Here is a 12,977-nt window from a genome sequence, read left to right as displayed (position 1 = left end):
CGCCTGCCCGGTCGGGCGGTCGCGTGAGACGACCTTGATGCATACGAGGGAGATCCTGGGTGTCGGAACAGAACTTTGACGTGGTGGTGCTCGGCGGCGGGAGCGGTGGCTACGCGGCCGCCCTCCGTGCGGTGCAGCTGGGTAAGACCGTGGGCCTCGTGGAGAAGGGCAAGCTGGGCGGCACGTGCCTGCACCGCGGCTGCATCCCCACCAAGGCGCTCCTGCACTCGGCCGAGGTCGCCGACGTCTCGCGGGAGTCGGAGAAGTACGGCGTCATCGCCACGTTCGACGGGGTCGACATCGCGAAGGTCAACGCGTACCGCGAGGCCATCGTCGCCAGCAAGTACAAGGGCCTCCAGGGCCTCATCAAGGCCCGCGGCATCACCGTCATCGAGGGCGAGGGACGCCTGACCTCCGGCACGACCGTGCAGGTCGGCGACCAGACCATCACCGGGAAGAGCGTCGTCCTCGCGACGGGCTCCTATTCGCGGACGCTCCCCGGCCTCGAGATCGGCGGCTGCGTCATCACGAGCGAGCAGGCCCTCGAGCTCGACTACATCCCGAAGAAGGTCGCGATCCTCGGCGGCGGCGTCATCGGCGTCGAGTTCGCCTCCGTCTGGCGCTCCTTCGGCGTCGAGGTCCAGATCGTCGAGGCCCTCCCCCACCTCGTCCCCAACGAGGAGGAGTCGATCAGCAAGCAGTTCGAGCGGGCGTTCCGCAAGCGCGGCATCGCGTTCTCGCTCGGCGTGCGCTTCAAGTCGGTCATGCAGCACGACCAGGGCGTCCAGGTCGCGCTCGAGGACGGAACCACGTACGACGCCGACCTCCTCCTCGTCGCCGTGGGCCGCGGCCCGGCCACCCAGGGCCTCGGGTTCGAGGAGGCGGGCGTGAAGACCGACCGCGGCTTCGTCCTGACCGACGAGCGGCTCCAGACGAGCGTCCCCGGCGTCTACGCCGTCGGCGACATCGTCCCCGGCCTTCAGCTCGCGCACCGCGGCTTCCAGCAGGGCATCTTCGTCGCCGAGGAGATCGCGGGCAACAAGCCCGTCGTCGTCGAGGACATCAACATCCCCAAGGTCACCTACTCCGACCCGGAGGTCGCGAGCGTCGGCTACAGCGAGGCGAAGGCCGTCGAGAAGTTCGGCGCCGACAAGGTCTCCAGCTACGAGTACAACCTCGGTGGCAACGGCAAGAGCTCGATCCTCGGCACGGCAGGATCCATCAAGGTCGTCCGCGTCCAGGACGGCCCCGTCGTCGGCATCCACATGATCGGCGTCCGTGTCGGCGAGCTCATCGGCGAGGGCCAGCTCATCGTGAACTGGGAGGCCTACCCCGAGGACGTCGCCAACCTGGTGCACGCCCACCCCACTCAGAACGAGGCCCTCGGCGAGGCCCACCTGGCCCTCGCCGGCACCCCTCTGCACGCCCTGTAGCACCCTCCCATCACCGACACACAAGCCGGGTCCGGAGTCGGGCCTGAAGGAGACAACCCCATGAGCGAATCCGTCAACCTCCCCGCACTCGGCGAGAGCGTCACCGAGGGCACGGTGACCCGCTGGCTCAAGAACGTCGGCGACCACGTCGAGGTCGACGAGCCCCTGCTCGAGGTGTCGACCGACAAGGTCGACACCGAGATCCCGTCGCCGGTCGCCGGCGTGATCGAGGAGATCCTCGTCCAGGAGGACGAGACCGTCGAGGTCGGCGCTGTACTGGTCCGGATCGGCGACGGTTCCGGTGGGGGCGACGCTCCCGCGGAGGAGCCGGCCGCCGAGCAGGCCGCTGAGCCCGAGCCGGCGGCCGACGAGGCCGTCGAGGACACCGTGATCCCCTCCACCGAGGCGGAGGACGATGCCGAGGCCCCCGCGCCCGTCGAGCCCGAGCCGGCTCCCGCCGCCGAGCAGCCCGACCCTGAGCCGACCCCGGCTCCCGCGCCCGCCGCTCCCGCACCCGTGGCCGCGACCCCCGCTCCGGCACCTGCTGCAGCAGCTCCCGCGCCCGCCGCCGCTCCGGCTCCCGCCGCCTCCGGCAACGCGGGCTACGTGACGCCGCTCGTCCGCAAGCTCGCCAACGAGCGCGGCGTCGACGTCAGCTCCGTCGTCGGCACGGGCGTGGGAGGACGCATCCGCAAGGAGGACGTGCTCGCCGCAGCGGAAGCCGCCGCCTCGAAGAGCGCCCCGACGGCATCGGCTCCCGCCGCTCCCGCCGCCGCCCCGCTCGAGACGTCGCCCCTCCGCGGGACCACCGCGAAGATGTCGCGCATGCGCAAGCTCATCGCCGACCGCGCGGTCGTGTCGATGCAGTCCACCGCGCAGCTGACCTCGGTGGTCGAGGTCGACGTCACGAAGGTGGCCCGCTTCCGCGATCGCGTGAAGGGGGACTTCCTCGAGAAGACCGGCGTCAAGCTCTCGTTCCTGCCCTTCTTCGCCCTCGCCGCCGCGGAGGCGCTCAAGGCCTACCCGGTCGTGAACGCGACGGTCGACGGCGACAGCATCGTCTACCCCGACCACGAGAACATCAGCATCGCGGTCGACACCGAGCGCGGTCTCCTCACCCCCGTCGTGAAGAACGCCGAGGGCAAGAACCTGGCGCAGTTCGCGTCGGAGATCGCCGACCTCGCCGCCCGCACGCGCGACAACAAGCTGTCGCCGGATGAGCTGGCCGGCGGCACCTTCACGCTGACGAACACCGGTTCGCGTGGCGCGCTGTTCGACACCCCCGTGGTGTTCCTCCCGCAGTCCGCGATCCTCGGCACCGGCATCGTCACCAAGCGCCCCGTGGTGATCACCGCGGACGGGCAGGACACCATCGCCATCCGCTCCACCGTCTACCTGGCGCTGTCCTACGACCACCGCATCGTCGACGGGGCCGACGCGTCCCGCTTCCTGGTCGCCGTGAAGAACCGCCTCGAGGCGGGCGCGTTCGACGCCGACCTCGGCATCTGACGCCTGAGGGAACCGACGGCGACCCTCACCGGTCGTCCATCAGGTCCCTGATCCGCCACCCGGCCTCCCCCCTGACGATCAGGAGGGAGGCCGGTCGGCGTTCGGGCGCTCGCCCTCCGGCATCCGCTGCCGGGGTCCCCGTCCCGGGGCCGGCCTCGGGACGCAGCTCGATGAGCGCCGTGTCCCCCAGCCGCTGAGCAGGGCCGAGGATGTCAGCGACGTGCAGCGCGGCCACGTCGAGGGGATCGATCCCGCCCCTGGCGATGGTGCTCCGATCCGCGTCGTCCACGGCCGATCCGGCCTCATCGACGCCGCTCACGCACGTGGCATCCGCGCTGCGCAGGCAGGACGCGCGGAGACGGATGAGCGCAGGCGCGGCGATGGCCGGATCAGGAGACGTCACCGCGTCGGCGTCGGCGTCAGCGTCGCCGTCGTCGGCCGGCGCCGGTGACGGGGGACCGTCCAGGACGGCGCTCGGCGACCCGGAGGGGGCGGGCGTGCTCGTCGGCGTCCCCGTCGCGCCGCTCGCGGGGCTGGTGAGCAGGGGCACGGCGACGACGCCGGCGACCAGGAGCAGGAGCGCAGAGCCTCCGAGCGCCCAGACGCGCGGGCTGACCGAGGCGAGCTCGCTCCTCACCGCGACGCCCACCGCGGTGCGCCGCGCGTCGATCGCATCCGCTCGCGTAGCGCGACCCGCACGATGGCGGCGACGAGCGTCCTGGTGCGTGCGCCCGGAGAGCCGGAACCGGCGGCGTGTCCCGGTGGTCCGCGCGGCACGTGGGCCGACGGCGCCGGAGGCGAGGCCTAGCGAAGGCGTTCCCTCGGAGAGGTCGCGATCCACGTGCTCGTCGGACGGGGATCCCCCCGCATCGGCCAGCGGCGTGGCGTCCGCGACGTCGAGCAGCCGGTCCGCGAGGTCGTGCGCGCCGAGGTCGGACTCCCCATGGACGCAGGCGTCGAGGAGCGCCGACCACGCCTCCCACCGGTCGAAGGAGGCGCGTCCTCGCGCGTCCCCCGGGTCGCGCAGCGCCTCGACGATCCGCGCGACCCGCCCGAGGTCCTGTTCGACGGGGTCCGCGCCCCGGAGGCCGTCCGCGCCTGCGCCGCCCGCACCTCCCGCGACGACGTGGGAGGACCCCAACCCACCTAGCAGCGGACGGCCGGTGGCGTCGATGACGACGTGGGTCAGGTCGACGGCCCCGTGCGCGATGCCCGCCTCGTGGAGGTCTCCCAGCCCCCGCAGCATGGAGGCCACGAGGGTCACGGTCTCCCCCGGCGTGAGGCTCCCGCGTCGGCCGAGCAGGGCGGCCGCGGTGCCGCGCGCGCCGAGCGACTGCACGACGCACAGGCTGCCGTCGGCGAGGGTCGCGACGTCGTGCAGGGCGACGACGTGCTCGGACGTGACCGCCTGCAGCGCGAGGATCTCCGCCTCGCCGCGGCTGCGCTCCGTCACCGGCACGATCTTCACGGCGACGTTGGTCGGTCCGTCCTGCGCATCCGCGGGGCGGGTGGGTCGGCCGAGGTGCACCTGGCAGCGCGTGCCCTTCCCGATGAGCCGCACGAGGCGGTATCCGGCGACCATCGTCCCCGACGCGGCCGCATCCGGTGCCGCCCCGTTCCCGATCCTCCGTCGCGCGCGGGCGCTCGCTGCACCCGATCCGGGGACGGCCGCCTCGGTGCGGGGCCCGTCCCCTCGGCTCCTCCCCGTCGGCCGACCGACATGCGGCTGGGCGCGTCCGTCATGCATCGCTTCACGTCCTCTCCTCGAGCCGGCCGCATCCGCGTGCGTCGCCGAGGACCGGTACCGGTTCCCGCAGTGTGCGGGGAGGCGCGCGGATGGGCGCGACGAGCGTCGCGCCTGGGGATCCCGCACGCATCACGGGCGTGTGAGGGGAGAGGATGAGGCGACGTGACCCGCCGCCGTTCCGGCTGCCGCCCGCACACCGGTATCCTGGGCACCATGGCCCGCAAGACAGCCTCTCCGAAGGCACCCAAGGAACCCGGCCGCATCAAGCAGATGTGGCAGGTCTTCCAGATGACCCGGCGGTACGACAAGAGCTCGGTCTGGTGGATGCTCCTGGCGTTGCTGGGCCCGATCGTCGTCGGCGTCCTGCTCGCGGTCTTCGCGACCGGTGGCAACTGGCTGACCGCCATCCTCTTCGTCATCGCCGGCGTATTCGCCGGCATCCTCGCCTTCCTCATCGTCCTCGGACGCAAGGCGGAGCGCGCGGCGTACCTGCAGATCAAGGGCCAGCCGGGTGCCGTCGGCGTGGTGCTCCGCAGCTCGCTGAAGCGCGGATGGGTCGGCAGCGAGATGCCGGTCGCCGTCAACGGCAAGTCGCAGGACGCCGTGTACCGCGCCGTGGGCCGCGCCGGCGTCGCCCTCATCGGGGAGGGCCCGAAGAGCCGCACTACCCGGATGCTCGAGGACGAGCGCCGCAAGATCGCCCGCGTGCTGCCGAACGTCCCCGTGCACTTCGTGTTCGTCGGCCCCGACGCCGACTCCGTCGAGCTGCACAGGCTGGCCGGTCGTCTCCAGCGGTTCCCGCGCACCATCACCAAGGCGGAGGTGCTGGCCGTGAACAACCGCCTCACCTCGCTCGGGCAAAACAGTATGCCCATCCCCAAGGGAGTGGACCCCTTCAAGGTCCGCCCCTCCCGGGCACGCTGATCCGACCGTCCCGGCGCGTTTGCGCGGGCACCGTGCCCGGCGCAGACTGAGCCCATGGATCCAGCCTCCGCTGCGGCGCTCCTCGGCGTCGCCGCGGACGCCGACCGCACGACCATCAGCCGCGCCTATGTCCGGCGGGCTCGGGAGACGCATCCTGATCGCCTGGCCGGTGCCACGCCCCCGCAGCTGCGGGCCGCGCACGAGCGGTTCGTCCAGCTCACGCTGGCACGGGACACGTCCTGCTCCTGCGCCAGCGCACGCCCCACGGCTCCCCGGGACCCGCAGCAGCAAGCCATGCGGCTCCCCGCCGCGAGCCGATGCGGTCGGACCCGCCGCGGTCGCAGCCGCAACCCGAGCGGCTGTCGCACTACGGACGCTCCCGACGCGAGCGGGCCCGCCGGGGGCTCGGGCCCTCCATCGCGGCGGTCTGCGCACTGGCCGGGGTGCTGGTCGTCGTCGTCAGCTTCCAGGACTCGACTCGCGCGAGGTTCACCACGGTCGGAGCCGACCTGACCCAGGGAGCGGTCGTCGTGCCCGTCGAGGATCCCGCGTCCCGAGCCAGCGAGTGCGTGGACACGAGCTCGTGCACGCTCCTGGACATGACCGCGCCGGAGGACTGCAGCGCCGCCCTCGTCCGCTTCGAGGTCACGACCGGGCGGTCCGACGACGGCCGCGAGACCGAGAGCCGGGAGCTCGGTGCCGTCCGCGCGGGATCCCCCGCCCGGGTGGTCCTGGGCGGCGTCGACCCGGAGCTCGTGTACCTCGGATGCGAACCCGGCTGAGGCGGAGCCGTCGGTCGTCGAGAGCCTCAGGACGTGCGGACGAGCACCGTCCCCGAGAAGACGTCGTGGAGACCCCGCTGGTCGGCGTTCCACACGACGGCGGGCAGCACCAGGCAGAGCAGCACGGTGCGCAGGGCCGGCCGCCACAGTGACACGTATCCCCCGGCGAGCGGGCGCACCCGCATGCCGAGCACGACGTGCCCGACGCTCCCGCCGAGCGTGACGATGAGGACGTATTGCATGACGGCGAAGATCGCGAGCGTGGCCGTCGAGTCGTAGGCGAAGAACGCCCAGGAGACAAGCACGGCGAGGGCCCAGTCGATGCAGACGCCCACGATGCGGCGACCGGCCCGGGCGACCGAGCCGCGACCGCGCTCCGGCAGCCCGAGGCGCTCCCCCGGCCATCTGTTGCGGCCGGGATCGCCGAGGTCGGGGTTCGGGAGAGTCGCGGACACCCTGCGATCCTAGGCGCGACGGACGCGGATCCCCTGATGGCCGGGCCATGGGAGGCCTCGCCGACGCGCCCGGGACAGCCCGCGTAACATCGCGGAAACACGGCGCTTATGGCGAGGTAACCCCATCCCCCTAGGGTCGGAGAGGCTGAAACCGTCAGTCTCATCCGCTCCGGCCCCCTTTTGGAGACACCACATGTTCAGAGACTCATCCGAGGTGCTCGCGTTCATCAAGGACACCGACGTCAAGTTCCTCGATATCCGGTTCACCGACCTCCCCGGGGTGCAGCAGCACTTCAACATCCCCGCCTCCACGGTCGACGAGGAGTTCTTCTCCGTCGGCCAGCTGTTCGACGGCTCGTCCATCCGCGGCTTCGCGAGCATCCACGAGTCGGACATGCAGCTCATCCCCGACGTGACGACGGCGTACATCGACCCGTTCCGCATCGAGCGCACCCTCATCATGGTCTTCGACATCTACAACCCCCGCAACGGCGAGATCTACGCCCGCGACCCGCGCCAGGTGGCCAAGAAGGCCGAGAAGTTCCTCGCCGCGTCCGGCATCGCCGACACCGCGTTCTTCGCGCCCGAGGCCGAGTTCTACATCTTCGACGACGTCCGCTACGAGGTGAACCAGCACACGAGCTTCTACTCGGTCGACTCCGAGGAGGGCGCCTGGAACTCGGGACGCGAGGAGGAGGGCGGCAACCTCGGCAACAAGACCCCCTACAAGGGCGGCTACTTCCCCGTCAGCCCCGTCGACAAGCAGGCCGACCTCCGCGACGACATCAGCCTCAAGCTGATCGACGCCGGCCTCATCCTCGAGCGCGCGCACCACGAGGTGGGCACCGGCGGCCAGGCCGAGATCAACTACCGCTTCGACACGATGGTGCACGCGGCGGACGACATCCTGAAGTTCAAGTACATCGTCAAGAACACGGCCGAGCAGTGGGGCAAGACGGCCACGTTCATGCCGAAGCCGCTCTTCGGCGACAACGGCTCGGGCATGCACACGCACCAGTCGCTCTGGAACGACGGCAAGCCGCTGTTCTACGACGAGGCCGGCTACGGCGGTCTGTCCGACGTCGCGCGCTGGTACATCGGCGGCATCCTCAAGCACGCGCCCGCCATCCTGGCCTTCACGAACCCGACGGTGAACTCCTACCACCGTCTCGTGCCCGGCTTCGAGGCGCCCGTCAACCTGGTCTACTCGGCGGGCAACCGCTCGGCGTCGATCCGCATCCCGATCACGGGCACGAACCCGAAGGCGAAGCGCATCGAGTTCCGCGCGCCCGACGCGTCGAGCAACCCGTACCTCGCGTTCGCGGCGCAGCTCATGGCAGGCATCGACGGCATCAAGAACCGCATCGAGCCGCACGAGCCCGTCGACAAGGACCTCTACGAGCTCCCGCCCGAGGAGGCGAAGAACATCCCGCAGGTCCCCGCGTCGCTCGGGGCCGCGCTCGAGGCGCTCGAGGCCGACCACGAGTTCCTCACCGCGGGCAACGTGTTCACGCCCGACCTGATCGAGACGTGGATCGAGTACAAGCGCGAGATGGAGATCAAGCCGCTCGCGCAGCGTCCGCACCCGTTCGAGTTCGAGCTGTACTACGGCGTCTGATCGCCACCGCGCCCTCGCGGCGTGATGCACGGGCCGTCCTCCTCCGGGAGGGCGGCCCGTCGTCGTGCGAGCCGGGCGACGCCGCGGGTCAGACGCTGCGCGGGTCCGGCCGGTCGTCGATCCCGTAGAACAGCCGCTCGAAGACCGCGCGCGAACGTCGCGTGACGCCGAGGTACTCCTCCTCGAGCACGCACGCGGACCCGGGCGGGTACTCGAGGAGCCGCGCTATCGCGTCGAGCGCGGCTCGATCGGCCGGGAGGACGTCGGCCGTGCGGTTGGTCCAGAGCGTCATGGCGGAACGGACCCGGGACGCGAGGAGCCAGGCGTCGCGGAGGCGCGCGGCGTCGTCCTCCGTCACGAGGTGCGACGCGACGGCGGCCTCCAGCGCCCCGAGCGTGGTCGGCGTCCGCAGGGCCGGGTGCTCGTGCGCGTGCTGCAGCTGGATGAGCTGCACCAGCCACTCCACGTCGCTGAGCGAACCGCGACCGAGCTTCAGGTGCCGCGTGGGATCGGCGCCCTGAGGGAGCCGCTCGTTCTCGACGCGGGCCTTGATGCGCTTGATCTCGCGCACGTCCGCATCGCCGATCCCGTCCGGATAGCGGAAGCGGTCGGCGAGGGAGGTGAAGTCGGCGATGAGGCCGCTGTCGCCGACGACGCCACGGGCGCGGAGCAGGGCCTGCGCCTCCCACGTGAGCGACCAGCGCTCGTAGTACGCGCGGTAGGAGGCGAACGAACGCACGACGGGCCCGTTGCGTCCCTCGGGCCGCAGGCCGGTGTCGAGGTCGAGCGGGAGGCGTGAGTCCTCCGTGAGGCGCGTCAGCTCGGAGACGATGAGCTGGGCGCGCCGCTGGGCGAGCTCGGGATCCATGCCCGCGATCGGGCGGAAGACGTACATGACGTCGGCATCGGATCCGAAGCCGAGCTCGGCACCGCCGTAGCGCCCCATGGCGACCACGGCGAACTCGGGCCAGGGGCCGTCCTCGCGGCGGATGGCGCGCATCACGCCGCGGAGCGTCGCCGTGGTGATGTCGGCCAGGGACGGCCCGAGCGTCTCCACGTGCGTGACGCCCACGATGGCGCCGATGGCGAGGCGGAGCACCTCCCGGCGGCGGAGGGTGCGCAGCGCGGCCGCTGCGGCATCGGCGGTGGGGTGCCGGTTGACGGTGGCGACGGCCTCCTCCTCGAGGGCCGCCCAGGTGCGCGGGCGCAGGTCCTCGTCGCGCGCCAACCACGCCGCGGTCTCGGGGACGCGGTCGAGCAGCTCCGAGACGAAGCGGGAGCCCGAGAGCACCTGCGCGAGGCGCTGCGCGGCGCCCGCCGAGTCCCGGAGCATCCGGAGGAACCAGTTCGACTGCCCCAGCGCCTCGCTGAGGCGGCGGAACGCGAGCAGCCCGTGGTCGGGATCCGGGCCGTCGGCGAACCACTGCAGCAGGACGGGGAGCAGGTGGCGCTGGATGGCGGAGCTGCGCGATACCCCCTGTGTCAGCGCCCGGATGTGCGCGAGGGCGCCGCGCGCGTCGACGAAGCCGATGGCGGAGAGACGCGCGGCGGCCTGGTCGCTGGTGAGCGCGAGCGACTCCTCGGGGAGCGACGCCACCGCGGCGAGGAGCGGCCGGTAGAAGAGGCGCTCGTGCAGCGTCCGGACGGCCGTCTTCGTGGCGGTCCAGCGCGCCGTGAGCTCCTCGGCGCGCCCGTCGAGGCCCGTGCTGCGGGCGAGGATGCGCAGCCGTTCCTCCTCGGTGGGCATCAGGTGCGTGCGACGCAGCTGATCGAGCTGCAGGCGGTGCTCCAGGAGGCGGAGGTACCTGTAGTCCTTCGCGAACTCGCCAGCTTCCGTGCGGCCGATGTAGCCGGCGTCCGCGAGGGCAACGAGCGCGGCCAGCGTGCTGCAATCCCGGACGGCCTCGTCGCCCTGCCCGTGCACGAGCTGGAGGAGCTGCACCGTGAACTCGATGTCGCGGATCCCGCCTGGCCCGAGCTTGATCTGCTGGTGCAGCTGGTCGGCGGGGATGTTGTCGGTGACGCGCGTGCGCATCCGCTGCACCTGGCCGACGAAGCCCTCGCGGGATGCGCTCGACCAGACGAGCGGGGCGACGGCGTCGGCGAAGCGCCCCCCGAGCTCCGCGTCGCCCGCGAGCGGCCGCGCCTTGAGCAGCGCCTGGAACTCCCAGTCCTTGGCCCACCGCTCGTAGTACGCGAGGTGCGAGTCGAGCGTGCGGACAAGCGCGCCGGCCTTCCCCTCCGGGCGGAGGTTGGCGTCGACCTCCCAGAGGGCCGGCTCGATCTCGTGCTCGTCGATGCCGCGCATGGCCAGCACGGCGAGACGCGTCGCGAGCTCGACCGCGCGGGCCGGTTCGATGACCGGCTCTCCCTCCGCGTCGGTCGCGGCCTCGGCCACGAAGATGACGTCGACGTCGCTGACGTAGTTGAGCTCGCGGGCGCCGGCCTTGCCCATGCCGATGATCGCCAGGCGCGTCGCGGCGATCTCGTCCGGTCGCGCGCGGCCGAAGGTCCCGGCGGCGGACAGCTCGGCGCGGGCGACGGAGAGCGAGGCCTCGAGGGCCGCGCCCGCGAGGTCGGCCAGGGCGGCCGTCACGGGACGCACGGCCGCCAGCGGATCCGGGTGCACGAGGTCCCAGGCCGCCACGCGGGCGACGAGGGCGCGGTAGCGGACCCGCAGGGCCGAGCGCGCGGAGGGACCGGTGAGCCCCGCCACGCCGTCGACCGCGCGCACCGCGTCCAGCATGCGATCCCGCACATCGGCGGGCGCGGGAGTCGCCTCCAGCGGACGCGCGAAGGCGTCGAGCTCGTCGGTGTGGCGCGTGAGGAACTCCCCGAGGCCGCGTGAGGAGCCGAGGACCCGCGCCAGCCGGTGACGGGCGTCGGCGTCGGCCAGCACGGCCCGCGTGCGCTCGGGATCCTCACGCAGCAGTCGCACGAGCGCGTCAAGGGCGCCGTCCGGATCCGCGCTCGAGTGCAGCGCCTCGACCAGTTCGGCCTCCGCCCACCCGGACAGCTCCGCGGCCTCCTCGAGGGCCTCGCCGACCTCGCTCAGCCGCGCGAAGCCCGCGCGCGCCAGCGCTCCGAGCAGCGTCTGCCCACGTCTCATGGCTCGCCCCGGCCTCGTCGTCGGATGTCGTTCGCGGTGCTCCTGCCGGGGATCCGGATCAGAGCATCTCGAGGTTGGAGCGCAGCTCGTACGGCGTCACCTGCGCCCGGTAGTCGCGCCACTCCTGCCGCTTGTTGAGCAGGACGTAGTTGAAGACCTGCTCCCCCAGCGTCTCGGCGACGAGCTCGGAGCGCTCCATGAGCTGGATCGCGTGGTCGAGGCTCGACGGGAGCGGGGCGTAGCCGAGGGCGCGTCGCTCGGCGTCGCTCAGCGTCCAGACGTTGTCCTCGGCCTCGGCGGGGAGCTCGTAGCCCTCCTCGATGCCCTTGAGCCCGGCGGCCAGCATGAGCGAGAACGAGAGGTACGGGTTGGCCGCGGAGTCGATGGCGCGGTATTCGACGCGCGAGCTGTTGCCCTTGTTGGGCTTGTACAGCGGAACGCGCACGAGCGCGGACCGGTTGTTGTGGCCCCAGGTGACGAAGCTCGGCGCCTCGCCGCCGCCCCAGAGCCGCTTGTAGGAGTTCACGAACTGGTTCGTGACGGCCGTGATCTCGGGAGCGTGCCGGAGCAGGCCCGCGATGAACTGCCGGCCGATGGTGGACAGCTGGTACTCGGCGCCGGACGCGTAGAACGCGTTGACGTCGCCCTCGAAGAGCGACATGTGCGTGTGCATGCCGCTGCCGGGGTGCGCCGCGAGGGGCTTCGGCATGAACGTCGCGTAGACGCCCTGCTCGATGGCCACCTCCTTGATGACCGTGCGGAACGTCATGATGTTGTCCGCGGTAGTGAGCGCGTCTGCGTACCGGAGGTCGATCTCGTTCTGGCCGGGGCCCGCCTCGTGGTGACTGAACTCGACCGAGATGCCGAGGTCCTCCAGCATGCGGACGGAACGGCGGCGGAAGTCGTGCGCGGTGCCGCCGGGGACGTTGTCGAAGTAGCCGGCCGCGTCCACGGGCTCCGGACCGTCGACGCCGAACTCGCTGGACTCGAGCAGGTAGAACTCGATCTCGGGGTGCGTGTAGAAGGTGAAGCCGCGGTCGGCCGCCTTCTCCAGGGTGCGCTTCAGGACGTTGCGGGGATCCGCGATGGCCGGCTGCCCGTCGGGCGTCGAGATGTCGCAGAACATGCGCGCGGTCGGGTCGATCTCGCCGCGCCACGGGAGGATCTGGAACGTCGTCGGATCCGGGTGGGCCAGCATGTCGGCCTCGTACGAGCGGGTGAGGCCCTCGATGGCCGAGCCGTCGAACCCGAGGCCCTCCGCGAACGCGCCCTCGACCTCGGCCGGGGCGATCGCCACCGACTTCAGGGTGCCGGTCACGTCGGTGAACCAAAGGCGCACGAACTTGATCCCGCGCTCCTCGATCGTCCGCAGGACGAAGTCACGCTGCTTGTCCATCCAC

9 protein-coding genes are annotated in these 12,977 nt (G+C 71.8%); 5 read left to right on the top strand and 4 right to left on the bottom strand.

The annotated features are described in order from the left end of the window. Positions 1-59: 59 nt before the first annotated feature. A complete protein-coding gene (gene lpdA, locus HDR73_RS07030) occupies positions 60-1,433 on the top strand; it encodes a dihydrolipoyl dehydrogenase (protein ID WP_012298991.1) in 1,374 nt (457 codons plus the stop codon). Positions 1,434-1,493: 60 nt separating this feature from the next. Further along, positions 1,494-2,942 carry a 2-oxoglutarate dehydrogenase, E2 component, dihydrolipoamide succinyltransferase gene (gene sucB, locus HDR73_RS07025; protein WP_012298990.1) on the top strand — a complete coding sequence of 483 codons (1,449 nt, stop codon included), beginning with the start codon at positions 1,494-1,496 and terminating at the stop codon, positions 2,940-2,942. Between the two features lie 25 nt (positions 2,943-2,967). Here the strand turns inward: sucB and HDR73_RS07020 are convergent, their stop codons facing one another. Continuing rightward, on the bottom strand, positions 2,968-4,524 hold the full coding sequence (locus HDR73_RS07020) for a protein kinase (protein WP_012298989.1): 1,557 nt from the start codon (positions 4,522-4,524) through the stop codon (positions 2,968-2,970). Between the two features lie 378 nt (positions 4,525-4,902). Between HDR73_RS07020 and HDR73_RS07015 the strand changes: the two genes are divergently transcribed. After that, a complete protein-coding gene (locus tag HDR73_RS07015; protein ID WP_041464956.1) occupies positions 4,903-5,613 on the top strand; it encodes a DUF4191 domain-containing protein in 711 nt (236 codons plus the stop codon). Between the two features lie 317 nt (positions 5,614-5,930). Then, positions 5,931-6,395 (top strand): hypothetical protein, encoded by a 465-nt coding sequence (locus HDR73_RS07010; protein ID WP_012298987.1) that lies wholly within the window; start codon positions 5,931-5,933, stop codon positions 6,393-6,395. A gap of 26 nt (positions 6,396-6,421) precedes the next feature. Here the strand turns inward: HDR73_RS07010 and HDR73_RS07005 are convergent, their stop codons facing one another. Then, positions 6,422-6,850 (bottom strand): RDD family protein, encoded by a 429-nt coding sequence (locus tag HDR73_RS07005; RefSeq protein WP_012298986.1) that lies wholly within the window; start codon positions 6,848-6,850, stop codon positions 6,422-6,424. Positions 6,851-7,043: 193 nt separating this feature from the next. Here HDR73_RS07005 and glnA point away from each other — a divergent pair, with 193 nt between their 5' ends. Next, entirely contained in the window at positions 7,044-8,468 is a 1,425-nt protein-coding gene (gene glnA, locus HDR73_RS07000; RefSeq protein ID WP_012298985.1) for a type I glutamate--ammonia ligase, read from the top strand. Positions 8,469-8,556: 88 nt separating this feature from the next. Here glnA and HDR73_RS06995 read toward each other — a convergent pair whose 3' ends face one another. Both HDR73_RS06995 and HDR73_RS06990 read right to left on the bottom strand, forming a co-directional pair. Continuing rightward, positions 8,557-11,577: a bifunctional [glutamine synthetase] adenylyltransferase/[glutamine synthetase]-adenylyl-L-tyrosine phosphorylase gene (locus HDR73_RS06995; protein WP_012298984.1), complete on the bottom strand. Its 3,021-nt coding sequence runs from the start codon at positions 11,575-11,577 to the stop codon at positions 8,557-8,559. Positions 11,578-11,635: 58 nt separating this feature from the next. After that, positions 11,636-12,973 (bottom strand): glutamine synthetase family protein, encoded by a 1,338-nt coding sequence (locus tag HDR73_RS06990; protein WP_012298983.1) that lies wholly within the window; start codon positions 12,971-12,973, stop codon positions 11,636-11,638. Positions 12,974-12,977 lie beyond the last annotated feature (4 nt).

The sequence above is a fragment of the Clavibacter sp. genome, from assembly GCF_014802555.1.
In the GTDB taxonomy this organism is placed as follows: Bacteria; Actinomycetota; Actinomycetes; order Actinomycetales; family Microbacteriaceae; genus Clavibacter; species Clavibacter sepedonicus.
The sequence above is the reverse complement of the archived record's forward strand: the minus strand, read 5'-3'. Positions and strand labels throughout refer to the sequence as shown.

What these genes read in the sequence shown, in the direction of transcription:
- HDR73_RS07010 (WP_012298987.1), top strand. Translation starts at nt 5,931, where the DNA reads ATGCGGTCGGACCCGCCGCGGTCGCAGCCGCAACCCGAGCGGCTGTCG.
- HDR73_RS07015 (WP_041464956.1), top strand. Translation starts at nt 4,903, where the DNA reads ATGGCCCGCAAGACAGCCTCTCCGAAGGCACCCAAGGAACCCGGCCGC.
- HDR73_RS06995 (WP_012298984.1), bottom strand. Translation starts at nt 11,577, where the DNA reads ATGAGACGTGGGCAGACGCTGCTCGGAGCGCTGGCGCGCGCGGGCTTC.
- HDR73_RS06990 (WP_012298983.1), bottom strand. Translation starts at nt 12,973, where the DNA reads ATGGACAAGCAGCGTGACTTCGTCCTGCGGACGATCGAGGAGCGCGGG.
- sucB (WP_012298990.1), top strand. Translation starts at nt 1,494, where the DNA reads ATGAGCGAATCCGTCAACCTCCCCGCACTCGGCGAGAGCGTCACCGAG.
- glnA (WP_012298985.1), top strand. Translation starts at nt 7,044, where the DNA reads ATGTTCAGAGACTCATCCGAGGTGCTCGCGTTCATCAAGGACACCGAC.
- HDR73_RS07020 (WP_012298989.1), bottom strand. Translation starts at nt 4,524, where the DNA reads ATGGTCGCCGGATACCGCCTCGTGCGGCTCATCGGGAAGGGCACGCGC.